Raw genomic sequence first — 17,134 nt, forward strand, 5'->3', positions numbered from 1 at the left:
CCCTATGACACGCTGCTTTTGGTGCAACGAAGACCCCCTGTACATCGCTTATCACGATCAGGAGTGGGGAGTGCCGCTGCGCGATGCGCAGAAGCTCTTCGAGTTGCTTTTGCTCGAAGGGTTCCAGGCCGGGCTGTCGTGGATCACGATTCTCAAGCGGCGGGCGCGTTATCGCGAAGTGCTGCACGGCTTTGACGTCGAGCGCCTGGCGCAGTTGAGCGATGCCGAAATAGAGACGCTGATGCTCGTCCGAGCATCATCCGCAACCGCCTCAAGCTCAAGGCCGTGCGCACCAATGCGCGGGCCTGGCTGGCGCTGGAAGACCCGGTCGCGCTGCTCTGGTCGTTTGTCGGCGGTACACCGAAGATCAATCACTTCAAGGATCGCAGCGAAGTCCCGGCGATTACCGCCGAGGCCGAAGCAATGAGCAAGGAACTTAAAAAGGCCGGTTTCACCTTTGTCGGCCCGACCATCTGTTATGCGTATATGCAGGCCAGCGGTATGGTCATGGATCACACTGTAGATTGTGATCGGTATGCGATCCTGAGCCGCTGACGGTTACACTACCCGCCTCGAGAATCTGGGAGTCATCTGTGGATAAGTTCAAAGGCGCCGTAATGGTCGGGGCGTTGCGATTGTTTGCGCTGTTGCCGTGGCGCGCGGTGCAATGGGCAGGTACCGCGATTGGCTGGCTGATGTGGAAGCTGCCCAACCGTTCGCGGGAAGTGGCACGGATCAACCTGTCCAAGTGTTTCCCCGAGTTGAGCGAGCCGGAGCTGGAAAAGCTCGTTGGCCGCAGCCTGATGGACATCGGCAAGACCCTGACCGAAAGCGCCTGTGCGTGGATCTGGCCAGCACAGAAATCGATCGACCTGGTGCGTGAAGTCGAAGGGCTCGATGTGCTCAAGGATGCGCTGGCGTCCGGCAAGGGCGTAGTCGGCATCACCAGTCACCTGGGCAACTGGGAAGTGCTCAATCACTTCTATTGCAGCCAGTGCAAGCCGATCATTTTCTATCGTCCACCGAAGCTGAAGGCGGTCGACGACCTTTTGCGCAAGCAGCGTGTGCAGTTGGGCAACCGGGTTGCGGCGTCGACCAAGGAAGGCATTCTCAGTGTAATCAAGGAAGTGCGCAAAGGCGGCTCGGTGGGTATTCCGGCCGATCCGGAGCCGGCCGAATCAGCGGGCATCTTCGTGCCCTTCTGCGGCACCCAGGCGCTGACCAGCAAGTTCGTACCGAACATGCTGGCAGGCGGCAAGGCGGTCGGTGTATTCCTGCACGCCATGCGCCTGCCGGACGGCTCGGGTTACAAAGTGGTACTCGAAGCGGCCCCTGAAGCCATGTACAGCACCGACACCGAAACCTCGGCAGCGGCGATGAGCAAAGTGGTCGAGAAATACGTGCGGGCCTACCCGAGCCAGTACATGTGGACCATGAAACGCTTCAAGAAACGCCCGGCAGGCGAAGCGCGCTGGTACTAGGAAAGATCGGACGCGGAGCGCCGCACGATAGTCAGGTTATCGTTCCGCACGCTCCAGAGTGGGAATGCCGTGCGTGACGCTCCGCGTCACAGATCTGCGCCGCGCCGCGCATTCAAGATCGGACGCAGAGCGTCCAGAACTGCATGCGACGCGGAGCGCCGCACGATAGTCAGGTTATCGTTCCGCACGCTCCAGCGTGGGAATGCCGTGCGTGACGCTCCGCGTCACAGATTTGCGCCGCGCCGCGCATTCAAGATCTGACGCGGAGCGTCCAGAACTGCATGCGACGCGGAGCGCCGCACGATAGTCAGGTTATCGTTCCGCACGCTCCAGCGTGGGAATGCCGTGCGTGACGCGGCGCGTCACAGATCTGCGCCGCGCCGCGCATTCAAGATCGGACGCGGAGCGTCCAGAACTGCATGCGACGCGGAGCGCCGCACGATAGTGTTTCCCTCAACTGGCCGCAGCAATCAACCCGCGCCGTTCCAGTGCCACTTGCGTCCCCTCCGAACTCATCCGCACCAGGTTCATGCATAGGAATTTCAAAATGCCTATGCATGAACCTGACGCTGTGAAGGAGGCGTCATGCCTTCATAGCGATGCGTAGGAAGACGCTGATGCGTTACTTATGCAGTGAAAATCCCTATCAATCCGAATTTGTGCAGGTTATTTTACCGCTGAGCCTAGGTGCGGACGCACCTTCCCCCTGTCAGGGCTTCACGTACCTCATCTGCGCGATTGCCTGAGCGTTGAGGACCAGTCCCTGCACCGTCAGCCCGCTGATTGCCGCCGTGTAGACCATCCGCGCGCCACACAGCACGCAGCGGAACGGATCGACGTTTAGAAAGGCTTTGGCCATCTGCACAAAATACAGCTTCGGTGTCGGTCCTGGCGTCGCCATCTTCAATGCTTCATAGACCTTCGGCAGGTATTTCCCACACACCCGATTGGCCAGAAAACCAAAATACCGGATCATCCGGAAATGCTTTTCCGGGATGTGCTGCACCACCCGGCGCAGCATGTCGGCCTGGCTCAGCGTTTCCTGCTGATAGGTCTGCGTGCGGTGATCCAGGTAGGTAAAGCTCAACGTGGCCCCGCAGGTGTAATGCGCCAGACGACTGCCCGAGATCGGCGGTTTTTTCAGGTAGCGGCCCAGGTAATTGACGGTCTTTCGGCCGTTTTCCGTCTTCTTCGACAAGTGGATGTGCCAGTGCTGGCCACCAGCGGTCAGTATCAAACGGCGCCAGTCGCTTTCACAGTGGATGTGGGCCAGCTGCGGCGGCATCGTCAATTGCGAAAGCGGCTGTCCCAGCAGGTAATCGCGCACCAGCCACATCCAGCGCCGCCGCAGGGCCTCTTTGTGGAACGACAGATTTTTCCAGACGCCCTGCTCATCCAGGCCGCCCGCGGTCACCGACAGGTGGACGTGGGGATGCCAGTTGAGCCGCCGGCCATAGGTGTGCAGCGCACCGAAAATCCCGACGCGCAAACCGCGCCGCTTGGCGGTGTAGATCAGGTTATCGGCCGCCAGACGAAACAGCGCATCGAGCAGCCAGCGGTTGTAGAAGAACAGGGACCACAGCGTGTCGGGCAGCGTGAACACCAGATGCTGCCAGGGGCAGTCGGGCAGACGGTTGTTTTGCACGGCGATCCACTGGTCGGTGGCCTTTTTGCCGCAGGAAGGACAGGCCCGGCAATGGCAGGTGTTGCACAGGTATTTGACGTGCGGGCAATGCTCATTGGCACAGGTGTAGTGTTTGACGCCCAGTATCGAGGTGCCGCAGGCGAGCATTTTGCTGATCGACTCCACTTCGATTTGGCGCAGACCGCCGGCTTCCAGCAAATCTGCCCAGCAGCCGTTGGCCGTGAAGAGGTTTTTGAGCGGTCGAGGTTTGTAAGCAGGCGGTGCAGAGGCCACGTCAGCAGGGCGGCTCCTCATCGTGGTGAATGACGGCGGTGATGGCGAATCCGCCTGGCCCTTCTCTCATCTAAACGCTTACGCAAGAAGCGTCGGGAAACCTGTCGTTCAGATACGTTGTCTGGCAGCAACTACAAAGATCGACATCACCGAAAGGATCGATATCGAAGGAAAAGTCGGTATCGGGCACGAAGGTAGTATGCCCGGCGCGTTGGAGACGGGTCTGCTTTGCCTTGGCTTTTGCCCGGCTCGCCCGTTTACGTTTTTTGGTCTCTGACGCCATGTGTAAGCCTGTGCTGAGGAGGGATCGACTCGATTTCGGCTATGATAACCGATTTCAAAATCCCACAATTTGCAGCCGCAGGCTGCCCAGTTCATGTATAGGAATTTCAATAATTCCTATACAAGGTAATCCGCCAAAAAAGGTCCCCTCGGCGTGATGCCAACGTGGCGTCGATGGCGGCAAAAAGCTTTTTTTACCCATCACCCACGCCGAAAAATGGATTGAAAGCGACTTTTCTTTACCTTTTCCAGATTTTGGACGCACCTCTCCCGTATCAGGCCGGCACGTACCTCAATTGCGCGATGCTGTGGGCATTGTTGACCAGGCCCTGCACGGTCAGGCCGGCGATGGCTGCGGTGTACACCATCCGCGCTCCGCACAGCACGCAGCTGAACGGATCCCGATGCAAGAACGCTTTACTCATCTGCGCAAAATACAGTTTTGGCGCTTTGCCACGCCTTTCCATGCGTAGCGCCTCATACACCCGGGGTAGCTGTCGGCCACAGACGCGGTTGGCCAGAAATCCAAAATACCGGATCATCCGAAAGTGCTTCTCCGGGATGTGCTGCACCACCCGGCGCAGCATGTCGGTCTGGCTCAGCGTTTCCTGCTGATAGGTCTTGGTGCGGTGATCCAGGTAGGTAAAACTCAAGGTCGCGCTGTTGGTGTAATGGGCCAATCGGCTGCCCGAGATGGGCGGTTTTTTCAGGTAGCGGCCCAGGTAATTGACGGTCTTTCGGCCGTTTTTCGTCTTCTTCGACAAGTGGATGTGCCAGTGCTGGCCACCAGCGGTCAGTATCAGACGGCGCCAGTCGCTTTCACAGTGGATGTGGGCCAGCTGCGGCGGCATCGTCAATTGCGAAAGCGGCTGTCCCAGCAGGTAATCGCGCACCAGCCACATCCAGCGCCGCCGCAGGGCCTCTTTGTGGAACGACAGATTTTTCCAGACGCCCTGCTCATCCAGGCCGCCCGCGGTCACCGACAGGTGGACGTGGGGATGCCAGTTGAGCCGCCGGCCATAGGTGTGCAGCGCACCGAAAATCCCGACGCGCAAACCGCGCCGCTTGGCGGTGTAGATCAGGTTATCGGCCGCCAGACGAAACAGCGCATCGAGCAGCCAGCGGTTGTAGAAGAACAGGGACCACAGCGTGTCGGGCAGCGTGAACACCAGATGCTGCCAGGGGCAGTCGGGCAGACGGTTGTTTTGCACGGCGATCCACTGGTCGGTGGCCTTTTTGCCGCAGGAAGGACAGGCCCGGCAATGGCAGGTGTTGCACAGGTATTTGACGTGCGGGCAATGCTCATTGGCACAGGTGTAGTGTTTGACGCCCAGTATCGAGGTGCCGCAGGCGAGCATTTTGCTGATCGACTCCACTTCGATTTGGCGCAGACCGTCGGCTTCCAGCAAATCTGCCCAGCAGCCGTTGGCCGTGAAGAGGTTTTTGAGCGGTCGAGGTTTGTAAGCAGGCGGTGCAGAGGCCACGTCAGCAGGGCGGCTCCTCATCGTGGTGAATGACGGCGGTGATGGCCAATCCGCCTGGCCCTTCTCTCATCGAAACGTTTACGCAAGAAGCGTCGGGAAACCTGTCGTTCAGATACGCTGTCTGGCAGCCACTACAAAGATCGACATCACCGAAAGGATTGATATCGAAGGAAAAGTCGGTATCGGGCACGAAGGTGGTATGCCCGGCGCGTTGGAGACGGGTCTGCTTTGCCTTGGCTTTTGCCCGGCTCGCCCGTTTACGTTTTTTGGTCTCTGACGCCATGTGTAAGCCTGTGCTGAGGAGGGATCGACTCAATTTCGGCTATGATAACCGATTTCAAAATCTCACAATTTGCAGCCGCAGGCTGCCCTGTTCATGCATAGGAATTTCAAAATGCCTATGCATGAACCTGACGCTGTGAAGGAGGCGTCATGCCTTCATAGCGATGCGTAGGAAGACGCTGATGCGTTACTTATGCAGTGAAAATCCCTATAAATCCGCATTAACACAGTTTATTTTACCGCTGAGCCTAGGTGCGGACGCACCTTCCCCCTGTCAGGGCTTCACGTACCTCATCTGCGCGATCGCCTGAGCGTTGAGGACCAGTCCCTGCACCGTCAGCCCGCTGATTGCCGCCGTGTAGACCATCCGCGCGCCACACAGCACGCAGCGGAACGGATCGACGTTTAGAAAGGCTTTGGCCATCGGCGCAAAATACAGCTTTGGTACCGGTCCTGGCGTCGCCATCTTCAGTGCTTCATACACCTTCGGCAGGTATTTCCCACACACCCGATTGGCCAGAAAACCAAAATACCGGATCATCCGGAAATGCTTTTCCGGGATGTGCTGCACCACCCGGCGCAGCATGTCGGCCTGGCTCAGCGTTTCCTGCTGATAGGTCTGCGTGCGGTGATCCAGGTAGGTAAAGCTCAACGTGGCCCCGCAGGTGTAATGCGCCAGACGACTGCCCGAGATCGGCGGTTTTTTCAGGTAGCGGCCCAGGTAATTGACGGTCTTTCGGCCGTTTTCCGTCTTCTTCGACAAGTGGATGTGCCAGTGCTGGCCACCAGCGGTCAGTATCAAACGGCGCCAGTCGCTTTCACAGTGGATGTGGGCCAGCTGCGGCGGCATCGTCAGTTGCGAAAGCGGCTGTCCCAGCAGGTAATCGCGCACCAGCCACATCCAGCGCCGCCGCAGGGCCTCTTTGTGGAACGACAGATTTTTCCAGACGCCCTGCTCATCCAGGCCGCCCGCGGTCACCGACAGGTGGACGTGGGGATGCCAGTTGAGCCGCCGGCCATAGGTGTGCAGCGCACCGAAAATCCCGACGCGCAAACCGCGCCGCTTGGCGGTGTAGATCAGGTTATCGGCCGCCAGACGAAACAGCGCATCGAGCAGCCAGCGGTTGTAGAAGAACAGGGACCACAGCGTGTCGGGCAGCGTGAACACCAGATGCTGCCAGGGGCAGTCGGGCAGACGGTTGTTTTGCACGGCGATCCACTGGTCGGTGGCCTTTTTGCCGCAGGAAGGACAGGCCCGGCAATGGCAGGTGTTGCACAGGTATTTGACGTGTGGGCAATGCTCATTGCCACAGGTGTAGTGTTTGACGCCCAGTATCGAGGTGCCGCAGGCGAGCATTTTGCTGATCGACTCCACTTCGATTTGGCGCAGACCGCCGGCTTCCAGCAAATCTGCCCAGCAGCCGTTGGCCGTGAAGAGGTTTTTGAGCGGTCGAGGTTTGTAAGCAGGCGGTGCAGAGGCCACGTCAGCAGGATGGCTCCTCATCGTGGTGAATGACGGCGGTGATGGCGAATCCGCCTGGCCCTTCTCTCATCGAAACGCTTACGCAAGAAGCGTCGGGAAACCTGTCGTTCAGATACGCTGTCTGGCAGCAACTACAAAGATCGACATCACCCAAAGGATCGACATCGAAGAAAAATTCGGTATCGGGAACGAAGGTGGTATGCCCGGCGCGTTGGAGACGGGTCTGCTTTGCCTTGGCTTTTGCCCGGCTTGCCCGTTTACGTTTTTTTGTCTCTGACGCCATGTGTAAGCCTGTGCTGAGGAGGGATCGACTCAATTTTGGCTATGATAACCGATTTCAAAATCCCACAATTTGCAGCCGCAGGCTGCCCAGTTCAATCTGGAAATTTTCGCGGGCTCCACCGACGACAATAACGCGCACGTGGTGTACGCCGGGGTGATGTCGCAGCTCAAGCCCTTTATCGACAGTGGCAAACTGGTGGTTCGCAGTGGTCAGATTGACATGGACAAGACCGCCACACCCAACTGGGATGGTGCCTTGGCTCAGTCGCGAATGGACAACCTGTTGAGCGCCTTCTATGGCAACGCGCACCTGGATGCGGTGCTGGCGATGAATGACCAGATCGCCAATGGCGTGGTTTCCTCGCTGCTCAGTGTGGGCTATGGCAGCGGCACCTCGGCCATGCCGATTGTGACAGGCCAGGACGCTGAAGTGTCCAGCGTCAAGTCGATCATCGCGGGCAATCAGTCCTCGACTATCTTCAAAGACACCCGTGCGCTGGCGGGTACGGCGGCACAGATGGTCGACGCCGAGCTAACGGGCAAGGCAGTAACGGTCAATGACTCCAAGTCCTACAACAACGGCTCAATGATCGTGCCCACCCAATTGCTCACCCCTCAGCTGGTGGATCGCAGCAACTGGCAAAAAATTCTTGTCGACGACGCTCACTTCTACACCCTGGAACAGTTGCGCTAGTTAAGTGTACAGAGCACGGTCGCTGACGACCGTGGTCGGGCGGGAGAACGATCATGACTAAAACAATTCTCGACATGCGCAACATCCAGAAGAGTTTCGGTGAGGTCAAAGCGCTGACCTGCGTGAGCCTCAAGGTGGATGAAGGCGACATCCATGCCATCTGTGGCGAAAACGGCGCAGGCAAGTCAACCTTGATGAAAATTCTCAGCGGCGTGTATCCGCACGGCAGCTTCGAGGGTGAGGTGCTCTTCGACGGTCAGGCGCGCACCTTCTACAATCTGCGCGACAGCGAGGCCCTGGGCATTTGCATCATTCACCAAGAGCTGGCCCTGGTGCCAATGTTGTCGGTGACCGAAAACCTTTTTCTGGGCAACGAGATAGCCACCCGCGGCGTGATCGACTGGGACAGGGCGCATCGGCGCGCCCGCGAACTGCTCAGCCGCGTGGGGCTGAAAGTGCCGTCCCAGACGCTTGTGGCTAGCCTGAGTATCGGCCAGCAACAAATGGTCGAGATCGCCAAGGCGCTGGCCAAAGATGTGCGCCTGCTGATTCTTGACGAGCCCACAGCCAGCCTGAATGAACAGGACAGCGACACCCTGCTGGCACTGATGCTGGAGCTCAAGGGACGCGGCATCACCTCCATCATTATTTCGCACAAACTCAACGAGATCGGACGGGTAGCGGACGAAATCACGGTGATTCGCGACGGCAGGACGGTGGATGTCATCGACTGCCGTGCCGAACCCATCGACGAAACACGGGTGATCCGCTCCATGGTCGGGCGGGAGTTGTCGGACCGCTATCCCACACGAGTGCCAAATATCGGCGAGGTGTTGTTCGAGGTCGAAGGCTGGTCGGTCGGGGACCCCGACCAGCCCGGCCGTGATCGTATCCGCGATGTTCGTTTCCATGTACGGCGTGGCGAGGTCGTCGGCATTGCCGGGCTCATGGGGGCCGGCCGTACCGAACTGGCCATGAGCGTGTTCGGCCGCTCCTACGGTACTCACTTTCGCGGCACGGCGCGTTTGGAAGGCAGGGAAGTCGATGTGCGCACCGTGCGCAAGGCCATTGACCTTGGGCTGGCCTACGCCACCGAAGACCGCAAGGACGCCGGCTTGGTGTTGGGTGACAGCATTACCCGCAATACCAGCATGGCGAACTTGGCGGCTGTCTCCAAACGTTGGGTGATGAATGGTCTGGCCGAAACCGCCGTGGCCCAGGACTTTCGTTCGCGCCTGCACATTCGCAGTCCCAACGTTGAACAATCCGTGGAGACGCTCTCGGGCGGGAACCAACAGAAGGTCGTCTTAGGCAAATGGTTGTTCTCCGACCCCAAAGTGCTGATTCTCGATGAGCCCACCCGGGGTATAGATGTAGGCGCCAAATATGAAATCTATGCCGTGGTCAATCAAGTGGTCAGCGAGGGCAGGTGCGTTGTCATGATTTCTTCAGAAATGGCAGAACTGCTCGGCACCTGCGACCGCATCTATGTGTTGAATGAAGGCCGTTTCGTGGGCGAGTTTACGATTGCCGAGGCGTCCCAGGAAAAAATAATGCAAGCAATCATGAAAAACGAGGTGATCCAGTGAGCGAAGTCAGTTTGCCTCACTCATCCCAACCTGCGGCGATGGCCTCTTTCAAACGCGGCGCCCGTGAGTACGGACTGCTGGCGTCTTTGATCGTCATCATGATCTTCTTCCAGGTGGCTACCGACGGCGCCTTGATGCAGCCGTTAAACCTGACCAACCTACTGTTGCAAAACAGCTACATCGTGGTTATGGCGCTCGGCATGCTGATGGTGATTGTGTGCGGACACATCGACCTATCGGTCGGCTCGGTGGTGGGCGTGATCGGCTCCATTGCTGCGGTACTGATGGTGCAGTACAACATGGATTTCTTCAGCGTGACCGTCATCTGTCTGATTGCCGGTGGCCTGATCGGGGCTGCCCAAGGCTACTGGGTGGCCGTTTGGCGTATGCCGTCTTTTATCGTGACGTTGGCCGGAATGCTAATTTTCCGTGGAGCCACCATCGCTATTTCTCAAGGGCAATCCATTGGGCCGTTTCCACCGAGCTTTACCGCGCTGAGCTCGGGCTTTATTCCAGAGCTATTCGCCAATGACAGTTTGCGCCTGACATCGCTGCTGCTGGGCGCGGCGGTGGCCGCACTGTTCTGCGTCGTTGAATACCGTAGCCGCCGACGCACGGTACGTAGCGGTAGCGTGGTCGCGCCGTTGGCTGTGTTTGTGCTCAAGAATGGTGTAGTGACTGCTCTCATTCTGTACTTCTGCTACCTACTGTCGACCTACCGCGGCATTCCGACGGTTATGGTGATCATGAGCGTGCTGATTGGCGTCTACACCTTTGTAATGAACCGTACTGTCATCGGGCGCTGGGTCTACGCGGTGGGCGGCAACCTGAAGGCCTCCAAACTCTCGGGCATCAATGCCTCGCAGGTGACCTTCTTTGCCTTCGTCAACATGGGCGTGCTGGCTGCCGTGGCCGGACTGATCTTCGTCGCCCGCCTCAACAGCGCGACCCCCCGGGGGGGCACCGGTTTTGAACTGGACGTAATCGCTGCCGTGTTCATCGGCGGTGCATCGGCGTCGGGCGGTGTAGGCAAGGTGGTCGGCGTAGTGATCGGCGCCTTTATCATGGGCGTGCTCAACAACGGTATGTCGATCATGGGCATCGGCATCGACTACCAGCAAATGATTAAGGGCGCCGTGTTGCTCGCAGCGGTTTTCGTCGACGTCTATCAAAAAAACAAGGGTTGATATGCCAAGCCTGGACAGCACCGCAAGGGGGCCTCAATGATCAAGCACATCGTAATGTGGAATCTGGCGGGAGAAACCCCGCAAGCAAATCTTAAGGCCTGCATGTTTCTCAAAGCTTGTTTCGAGGGCCTCGCAGGCCGGATTCCAGGCCTGATTAAAATCGAGGTGGGGGTGGACATTAGCCGTATTGATTACGCCTGTGATGTCGTGCTCTACACCGAGTTCGAGTCCGAACAGGCATTGGCCAATTACGCTGTACACCCGGAGCACTTGCGGGTGAAGCAAGAGCTGGGAGCGCTGCGGGTGGCGCGTCACCAAGTGGATTATGTGGTGCCATGAGGCAGTTGAGCGACCTTACTGAGCGGTGAGGTCTACGCCATTGGGCCGGAACGCATTTGGAATGCCTTTGACTGCCGCGGCGAACCGGGCATCGAGGATATGCGGGTGCGTAGCGCACGTGTTAGCCGGTAATATATCCCAAGAGCTTTCTAGGCACAGTGAATGGGTGACTGTTGCTCAAGGCATGTGTTGTTCGTGCCGCTACCGCCTGGTTGCGTGTGCCACGAATAGCTGGCGAGTCCACGGGCAACGGGTCGGCATAAATGCACCTCCGATTCTGGAGAGACCCGCTACCTACTCTTGTAGACGCTTTATCCAAGTAAATCTCATTCGTATTTCTGCAACTCCAGTAGTTGCCTTAGCAGTCCTTCCTGACGTCTCTTCAGGTTTCCGGCAAGCGCTGCACGCTTGGCCTCACCGAATGCAACCGCATCAGCCTTCCTTGGAAAAAGCCCGTCAAAGGTATCCGTCCGGGCATCCCTTCTCGCGTAATTAAACCGGTTTTCAGTTATGCGGCAGTAATTGACCAATCTCACTCGCCCGATGCGTCGGCAGGCGCGTGAGAACATCTTTCATATACGCATACGGGTCATGGCCGCATCTGGTTGTAGGGTAGTCAGACGCAGTTGCCCGTGTCCAACCCCTAAGAACCTTGCATGGGAGTTTTCCAGCACACGGCTCAAGCTTCTGCAAAGACACCCCTAGCCGCGCCGGAGAGCACGCTCGCAACTTCCTGAATGACTGGCCGGGCAAGCTGGTCTGCGATGATTTTGGCGATTACAAAGCCAGCTTCGAACTAGGCGTGACCGAGATTGGCTGCGTGGCTCATACGCGGCGCAAGTTCTTCGAACTACACGCTACGAATAAAAGCAAGCTTGCTGAGCAAGCACTGCGTTACATCCAGTTGTTGTACGAAATCGAGAGCGAAGTCCGCGACCTGGAACTGGATTTACGGCGCCGAATACGGCAAGAAAAAGCCGTCTCGATCATGGACATGCTGCAAGCCTGGATGAGCGCCCAGCGCGATCTGGCGGCGACTAACTAGCCACCGGTGCTGACAAAACTACGTGAAAGCCGCGTCGTTACTGGCTGAGACAGTTTTAATTCTCTAAAATCAGTGTTTTTGTGAATTAAAACTTTCGCACGCCGCCGCTTTTCCCCACGTGTTTCCCTTAAGCCACGAACATCGCTGGCTTAGGTCCCTGAAAAGCACCGGTCCGGAGTGTTCTGCATCCGCGGTGATGTTCATTAAATGGCCTATCACCGCGCCGCGTTACCTAAGTAGGGATGTCGCGGAAGACGTCATGGCCCCATGCTCCTGAGCACTTTTCGCTCAATCTGCCCAAGGGCCTGTCGCTTTATCCACGCTCCCCCATTAACCCATTCAACTTCCCATACGTAAAACCCGTGAGCGCCTGCGTATCCAGCTGTCCGCGCTCGATGAAAGAGCGGGCCAGCCCTTCCATCGCGCCGTACAGGAACTCCGCAATACTTGAACCGGCGCTCAAGCGTCTAACGCCTAGGCGCTGCAATTCTTCGGGTGCCGACAGCCCGTCGCGGGCAAGCAGGTTCACCGGTAGTGTGGAGGCGTTGCACAGTGTGGAAATCTCGGCGGGCGTGACCATACCTGCGGCGAAAAGGCCGTTGGCTCCTGCTTGTGCATAAAGCGCTGCACGCCGGATGATTTCATCGAGACGCTGGGAGGCGGGCACCAGGCTTTTCAGGTAGACGTCACTGCGTGCATTGATGAATAGGTTAACGCCGTGTTTGTTGGCGACTTCTCGGGCAACTTCGATTTTGCGCACAAGTACCTCCGGTGGTGCGGTACCGTCTTCGATGTTGATACCCACCGCACCTGAAGTGACAACTGCTTCGACAACCCTGACAACGTGCTGGAGGTCGTCGGAGTAACCGGCCTCAATGTCTACGGTCAGGGGGACGTGCAGTATTCGCGTCATGGATTCAACGCTGGCCGCCAGCCGCGTAAGGGGGAGCTGGTTGCCATCGGCGTAACCATGCGCCCATGCCATGCCCGCACTGCTGGTGGCGATCGCGGTGGCACCCAATGACTCTACGACTCTTGCGCCGCCTGCATCGCTGACATTGGCCAGGATCAAAAGGCCATTCTTGTGCAACTCATGAAAAACATTGTCCAGTGGTTTCATAGCACTTCCTGTCTGAAAGTTGCCATCTGTTGACCTTGGCAGGCAAGCAACTGGAGATAGAAAGCCTGTCTTCGTACGGAATAGCTGCGTTGGCGCGTCAAGCCTCTTCGGTAGGCGACCACCCCAGTACGCGCTTGGCTTTTTCGTTGCTGACGGTCGGGCTGTCCTGGGTGATATTGAAAACACCACTTTGCTCTGTTTGCAACGCCAGCAGTGCTGCGCGGGCAGCGGCTTGTACGTGTACAGGGCTGGTGCCGGTCGGCTCGTCAGTGCCAGTGTCGGGCCCGTATAACTGGCCATAGCGCAAGATGGTTCCGTTCAATGCAGGCTCGCTCAGCACTTGCTGTTCCAAGGCCGCCACACCACCCACGCTGACGCCGCGACTGCCTTGTGCCTCCTCGTCCAGAGGACAGGTTTCCAGATAAGGGGTTTCGCCTGGACGGTAGGCCCAGGCGATGCTTTGAGCTATCAGACGCGTAGCGCCAGCAGCCCGAGCGGCGGCTACCAGATTACGCGTTCCTTCTGTACGGATACGCGCGTTGTTCTCGACCGCTTTTGCCATCAATTCGGGACTCAGGCCACGAGGCAGATCTGTCAGTTGATGAATAACAGCCCATGGCTGTATGCGCACCAACTCTTGGTTTAAACGCTCGGCGTCATAGACATCGACCACCACTGCCGTAGCACCCGTGGCCTCAATGTCCTTCACTTTTTCGGCGCGACGGGTAGCGCCATATACGCTGTAGTCCGCAGCTACCAAGAGCTTGAGCAGGGCTTTGCCGATTACACCGGATGCGCCGGCTACGAAAACTTTACGCGACATTGCACTCATATCCTTGAGGTTTCATTGGGACGGAAGCAGGCCGGCGGCCAAGACTTCGCTCAAGCATCTTAGCCGCTGCGCTTGAATCCCCCAGGGGCCAAAAAGCATAAAACAGACCATGCCAAGAGTGCTGTGTCAGAACCGCTTTCTTGTCGTGTTCGAGTTGTTAAATCTTGCCCCTTGGGCTCACATTGAAGTGCGTGCACGACGCGCGAACATAGCATTGAACATACGCTGACCGTAGAGGCCGACTGCTAGGCCGAGTACGATCAACACCACCGCTAGTACTTTGCTCACCGGCACATTTTCGTTGAACACGAATACCGAGCCGAGCATGCCGAAGATAGGCACCAGCAGAGACAGCGGCGCCACTGTGGAAACCGGATAGGTTTTGAGCAGCGAGTTCCATATCCAGTAAGCGAACAGCGTGTTGGGATAGACCTGAAACAGGATCGACAACACGGCAGTCGTATTCACCTGACTGACAAACGCGGTGTAGCCGGCGCTGCCGTTCACCGCGTAATCGAGGGCGAACAGCGGAATCGGTGCAAACGCGCTGGACCAGACCAGAAAGCCGAAGACATCCTTGGTGCTGGCTTTCTTGTTGATGATGTTGGCAACGCTCCAGGACGCTGCGCCCATCAGCACCAGTAACACGCCGGTGAGGCTCACCGAACCGTCACTGATCTTGATGATGCACAACAGCCCCGCGAGGGCGATCAACATGCCCAGCACCTGGAAGCGGGTCAGCGCTTCCTTGAACACCCAACCGCCGAGCAGGATGGTGAAGAACGCGCTGAACTGCAGCACAAAGGACGCGATGCCCGCCGACAGCCCTGCCTTGATACCCAGGTTGACCACGCCCCACAGACCAATGCCGAACACCAGGCCATAGCCGATGATGTAGCGCCACGGCACGTCGGGTTTACGGATGAAGAAAATCGCCGGTAATGCACAGAGACTGAAGCGTATACCCGCCAGGATGAGCGGATCGACGGTGGCCAGTCCCAGTTTGATCACCGAGAAATTCACACCCCAGATTGCCGTTATCAATACAGCCAACACTACGTGCAGTGGTTTCATGGATTATTTGCCTTGGTGAAGGTGGTCATCCCCGACGCGGCAGCCCAGCGGGATGATGTTCTTGCCACCGGCTTCCCACTGTTTCACGCCATCCGTTAACTGACGATCGCGAGAAGTTTATTAAGGGTTGAACGTTATGTGGACGTCAGTTCCAGGTAGGTCCAGTACAGCAGGGCAACTGCGCTGATGGCGGCACCCAAACTACAAACGGCGACCCAGCCAAAGTGTGCATATGTATAAGTCGCAGCGATGGCACCCAGACCACTGCCTACCGAGTAGAAACACATGTAAGCACCCACCAGTCGGCTTTGCGCATCGGGGCGTGCGGCAAAGATCAGGCTCTGATTGGTGACATGGACGGCTTGCACGGCGAAATCCAGTAACACCACACCCACCACCATGGCGAGTAATGAGTGTTCAACGAACGCCGTAGGCAACCAGGACAAGGTCAACAGTGCCAGCGCGACGCCCGTGGTGCGATTGCCGAGCCCTTGGTCGGCGAGCCGTCCGGCCCGTGCCGCTGCCAGCGCACCGGCCACACCGGCGAGTCCGAACAAACCAATCTGGGTGTGTGACAGCGACAACGGGGGGGCGCTGAGCGGCAGTACCATCGACGTCCATAACACACTGAATGCGGCGAAGATCAGCAGGGCGAAGGTGCCCCGGACACGCAATGCACGTTCGGTCAGGTACAACTGGAACACCGATCGCAGCAATTGCCAGTAGCCGCCTTTAGCTGGTGGCGTTGTGGAGGCAGGCATGGCGCGCATCAGCACCAGTGCCATGCCGGTCATCAGGGCGGCCGAGACAAAATAAACGCCGCGCCAGCCGGCCAGATCAGCCACTGCACCGGAGACGAAGCGGGCCAGCAGAATTCCCAGCACCACGCCAATGGTCACGGTGCCGACGGCTTCGCCACGCTGCTCGGGACTCGCCAGCGAAGCGGCGTAGGCAACCACCACCTGCACCACGACTGCCATCAGGCCCACGAGCACCATCGAGCCGAGCAACATGCCCCAATCCTGCGACAGACCAACTGCGCACAGGGCCAGAGCCGACAGCAGCATTTGTGTAAGGATAAGTTTCTTGCGATTGAGCAAATCACCCAGCGGAACGATGAACAACAATCCGACCGCATAACCCGCTTGCGTCGCGGTCACTACGATACCAATCGTGCCCGGCGAAACCGACAGGCTGGCAGCCATCGATTCCAGCAAAGGCTGGGCGAAGTAGACGTTTGCGACCGCCATGGCGCAGGTAATTGCAAAAAGAAAAGTTTGATAGCGACTAAGCTTGGGGGTGTCCCGGGGTTGGGGAGCTTGCGTGTACCCACCGCTGGATTTTTCGGCTTCGATTTCCATCTTTACCGGGGCACGAGACTTGAACGGCATCGCTCCATCCTTGGAATATGTGGTTGCAAAAGAAAACCTTGTGTGAACTTTTAACAAACGAGGTTGTTAAATGCAACCACATGTGTAAAACATTTTCGTCTGACGTTAGAACTTTTTACATTTCCTGCTACCTCGCCTCCAGGAGCCCCATGGCCAAACAGCAATTATTGGCGCAGAGCGAATGCCCTGTCGCCCGCACGCTTGAAGCAATCGGAGATCGCTGGGTTTTAATGATCATCCGCGACGCGTTCGACGACGTTCGCCGCTTCAGTGAATTTCAGAAACGTCTTGGTCTCGCCAAGAACATCCTCACGGTCAAGCTCAAAATGCTCGTGGAGTTGGGCGTATTCGACATTCAGCCGGCCTCCGACGGCAGTGCCTACAAAGAATATGTGCTGACTGATATGGGCCGCGCGGTGTTCCCCATCGTCGTCAGCATGCGCCAGTGGGGGGAGCGCTACTTGTTCAACGCAGGGGAGAGCTACTCGGTGCTGCTCGACAATGAATTGTCGGAGTCAGTAGAAACCATCGCCGTACGTTCCAAGGCGGGCAAGGTGCTGACTCCGGCCGATTGTCATCGTCGGGTCGTCAAGCGCTGGGTTGACGCGAGTCGATAGCAACCGATCGCTGATCAAGTTGCTCTGTGATGAT

General features: G+C 57.8%; 16 protein-coding genes and 3 pseudogenes. 8 read left to right on the forward strand and 11 right to left on the reverse strand.

What is annotated here, in order from left to right:
• Positions 1 to 4: 4 nt before the first annotated feature.
• Positions 5 to 555 (forward strand): annotated as a pseudogene (locus tag AC4ANK_RS00090) (DNA-3-methyladenine glycosylase I).
• Between the two features lie 38 nt (positions 556 to 593).
• Positions 594 to 1,481 carry a lysophospholipid acyltransferase gene (locus AC4ANK_RS00095; RefSeq protein WP_002551328.1) on the forward strand — a complete coding sequence of 296 codons (888 nt, stop codon included), beginning with the start codon at positions 594 to 596 and terminating at the stop codon, positions 1,479 to 1,481.
• A 709-nt stretch (positions 1,482 to 2,190) separates the two neighbouring features.
• Here AC4ANK_RS00095 and AC4ANK_RS00100 read toward each other — a convergent pair.
• The 6 genes from AC4ANK_RS00100 to AC4ANK_RS00125 all read right to left on the reverse strand — a co-directional run bounded on the left by AC4ANK_RS00100 (position 2,191) and on the right by AC4ANK_RS00125 (position 7,213).
• Positions 2,191 to 3,420 carry an IS91 family transposase gene (locus AC4ANK_RS00100; RefSeq protein WP_440137792.1) on the reverse strand — a complete coding sequence of 410 codons (1,230 nt, stop codon included), beginning with the start codon at positions 3,418 to 3,420 and terminating at the stop codon, positions 2,191 to 2,193.
• A 316-nt stretch (positions 3,421 to 3,736) separates the two neighbouring features.
• Positions 3,737 to 3,946, reverse strand: coding sequence for a hypothetical protein (locus AC4ANK_RS00105; RefSeq protein ID WP_460414681.1), 210 nt, complete (start codon positions 3,944 to 3,946; stop codon positions 3,737 to 3,739).
• A gap of 10 nt (positions 3,947 to 3,956) precedes the next feature.
• On the reverse strand, positions 3,957 to 5,186 hold the full coding sequence (locus AC4ANK_RS00110) for an IS91 family transposase (protein WP_460383885.1): 1,230 nt from the start codon (positions 5,184 to 5,186) through the stop codon (positions 3,957 to 3,959).
• Complete coding sequence (locus AC4ANK_RS00115) at positions 5,167 to 5,448, reverse strand: hypothetical protein (protein WP_460383887.1); 282 nt, start codon at positions 5,446 to 5,448, stop codon at positions 5,167 to 5,169. The genes AC4ANK_RS00110 and AC4ANK_RS00115 overlap by 20 nt, the downstream gene beginning before the upstream one ends.
• A gap of 273 nt (positions 5,449 to 5,721) precedes the next feature.
• The gene (locus AC4ANK_RS00120; RefSeq protein WP_460382827.1) at positions 5,722 to 6,951 is read right to left on the reverse strand and encodes an IS91 family transposase; all 1,230 of its coding nucleotides are present in this window, start codon (positions 6,949 to 6,951) and stop codon (positions 5,722 to 5,724) included.
• Positions 6,932 to 7,213 carry a hypothetical protein gene (locus tag AC4ANK_RS00125; RefSeq protein WP_015062535.1) on the reverse strand — a complete coding sequence of 94 codons (282 nt, stop codon included), beginning with the start codon at positions 7,211 to 7,213 and terminating at the stop codon, positions 6,932 to 6,934. Before AC4ANK_RS00125 ends, AC4ANK_RS00120 begins: the two co-directional genes overlap by 20 nt.
• Before the next feature lie 69 nt (positions 7,214 to 7,282).
• On the opposite strand from AC4ANK_RS00125, the gene AC4ANK_RS00130 reads away from it, so the two are divergent.
• From AC4ANK_RS00130 to AC4ANK_RS00145, 4 genes are read left to right on the forward strand one after another with little or no spacing between them, the layout of a single operon-like run.
• The gene (locus AC4ANK_RS00130) at positions 7,283 to 7,906 is read left to right on the forward strand and encodes a substrate-binding domain-containing protein (RefSeq protein WP_460383889.1); all 624 of its coding nucleotides are present in this window, start codon (positions 7,283 to 7,285) and stop codon (positions 7,904 to 7,906) included.
• A gap of 53 nt (positions 7,907 to 7,959) precedes the next feature.
• Positions 7,960 to 9,495 (forward strand): multiple monosaccharide ABC transporter ATP-binding protein, encoded by a 1,536-nt coding sequence (gene mmsA, locus AC4ANK_RS00135; protein WP_031597037.1) that lies wholly within the window; start codon positions 7,960 to 7,962, stop codon positions 9,493 to 9,495.
• Complete coding sequence (gene mmsB / locus AC4ANK_RS00140; protein ID WP_031597036.1) at positions 9,492 to 10,682, forward strand: multiple monosaccharide ABC transporter permease; 1,191 nt, start codon at positions 9,492 to 9,494, stop codon at positions 10,680 to 10,682. Before mmsA ends, mmsB begins: the two co-directional genes overlap by 4 nt.
• A 36-nt stretch (positions 10,683 to 10,718) precedes the next feature.
• A complete protein-coding gene (locus tag AC4ANK_RS00145; protein WP_031597034.1) occupies positions 10,719 to 11,021 on the forward strand; it encodes a Dabb family protein in 303 nt (100 codons plus the stop codon).
• 504 nt (positions 11,022 to 11,525) lie between these two features.
• On the opposite strand, the pseudogene AC4ANK_RS00150 reads toward AC4ANK_RS00145, so the two are convergent.
• Positions 11,526 to 11,618: pseudogene (locus AC4ANK_RS00150) on the reverse strand (transposase domain-containing protein); the annotation flags it as partial.
• A gap of 100 nt (positions 11,619 to 11,718) precedes the next feature.
• On the opposite strand from AC4ANK_RS00150, the pseudogene AC4ANK_RS00155 reads away from it, so the two are divergent.
• Positions 11,719 to 12,051 (forward strand): annotated as a pseudogene (locus AC4ANK_RS00155) (IS66 family transposase); the annotation flags it as partial.
• Between the two features lie 328 nt (positions 12,052 to 12,379).
• On the opposite strand, the gene AC4ANK_RS00160 reads toward AC4ANK_RS00155, so the two are convergent.
• The 4 genes from AC4ANK_RS00160 to AC4ANK_RS00175 all read right to left on the reverse strand — a co-directional run bounded on the left by AC4ANK_RS00160 (position 12,380) and on the right by AC4ANK_RS00175 (position 16,483).
• Positions 12,380 to 13,186: an isocitrate lyase/PEP mutase family protein gene (locus AC4ANK_RS00160; protein ID WP_031597030.1), complete on the reverse strand. Its 807-nt coding sequence runs from the start codon at positions 13,184 to 13,186 to the stop codon at positions 12,380 to 12,382.
• A 97-nt stretch (positions 13,187 to 13,283) separates the two neighbouring features.
• On the reverse strand, positions 13,284 to 14,009 hold the full coding sequence (locus AC4ANK_RS00165) for an NAD-dependent epimerase/dehydratase family protein (RefSeq protein WP_010217116.1): 726 nt from the start codon (positions 14,007 to 14,009) through the stop codon (positions 13,284 to 13,286).
• 186 nt (positions 14,010 to 14,195) lie between these two features.
• The gene (locus tag AC4ANK_RS00170; RefSeq protein WP_010217114.1) at positions 14,196 to 15,092 is read right to left on the reverse strand and encodes an EamA family transporter; all 897 of its coding nucleotides are present in this window, start codon (positions 15,090 to 15,092) and stop codon (positions 14,196 to 14,198) included.
• A gap of 134 nt (positions 15,093 to 15,226) precedes the next feature.
• A complete protein-coding gene (locus AC4ANK_RS00175) occupies positions 15,227 to 16,483 on the reverse strand; it encodes an MFS transporter (RefSeq protein ID WP_031597028.1) in 1,257 nt (418 codons plus the stop codon).
• Between the two features lie 149 nt (positions 16,484 to 16,632).
• On the opposite strand from AC4ANK_RS00175, the gene AC4ANK_RS00180 reads away from it, so the two are divergent.
• Entirely contained in the window at positions 16,633 to 17,100 is a 468-nt protein-coding gene (locus AC4ANK_RS00180) for a winged helix-turn-helix transcriptional regulator (protein WP_031597027.1), read from the forward strand.
• The last annotated feature ends 34 nt before the right edge of the window (positions 17,101 to 17,134 follow it).

This window comes from Pseudomonas sp. Pmew2 (genome assembly GCF_058129885.1).

Excerpts from the sequence above, each read along its gene's own strand:
- AC4ANK_RS00100 (WP_440137792.1), bottom strand. The coding sequence starts at position 3,420 with ATGAGGAGCCGCCCTGCTGACGTGGCCTCTGCACCGCCTGCTTACAAA.
- AC4ANK_RS00110 (WP_460383885.1), bottom strand. The coding sequence starts at position 5,186 with ATGAGGAGCCGCCCTGCTGACGTGGCCTCTGCACCGCCTGCTTACAAA.
- AC4ANK_RS00115 (WP_460383887.1), bottom strand. The coding sequence starts at position 5,448 with ATGGCGTCAGAGACCAAAAAACGTAAACGGGCGAGCCGGGCAAAAGCC.
- AC4ANK_RS00120 (WP_460382827.1), bottom strand. The coding sequence starts at position 6,951 with ATGAGGAGCCATCCTGCTGACGTGGCCTCTGCACCGCCTGCTTACAAA.
- AC4ANK_RS00125 (WP_015062535.1), bottom strand. The coding sequence starts at position 7,213 with ATGGCGTCAGAGACAAAAAAACGTAAACGGGCAAGCCGGGCAAAAGCC.
- mmsA (WP_031597037.1), top strand. The coding sequence starts at position 7,960 with ATGACTAAAACAATTCTCGACATGCGCAACATCCAGAAGAGTTTCGGT.
- AC4ANK_RS00145 (WP_031597034.1), top strand. The coding sequence starts at position 10,719 with ATGATCAAGCACATCGTAATGTGGAATCTGGCGGGAGAAACCCCGCAA.
- AC4ANK_RS00160 (WP_031597030.1), bottom strand. The coding sequence starts at position 13,186 with ATGAAACCACTGGACAATGTTTTTCATGAGTTGCACAAGAATGGCCTT.
- AC4ANK_RS00165 (WP_010217116.1), bottom strand. The coding sequence starts at position 14,009 with ATGTCGCGTAAAGTTTTCGTAGCCGGCGCATCCGGTGTAATCGGCAAA.
- AC4ANK_RS00170 (WP_010217114.1), bottom strand. The coding sequence starts at position 15,092 with ATGAAACCACTGCACGTAGTGTTGGCTGTATTGATAACGGCAATCTGG.
- AC4ANK_RS00175 (WP_031597028.1), bottom strand. The coding sequence starts at position 16,483 with ATGCCGTTCAAGTCTCGTGCCCCGGTAAAGATGGAAATCGAAGCCGAA.
- AC4ANK_RS00180 (WP_031597027.1), top strand. The coding sequence starts at position 16,633 with ATGGCCAAACAGCAATTATTGGCGCAGAGCGAATGCCCTGTCGCCCGC.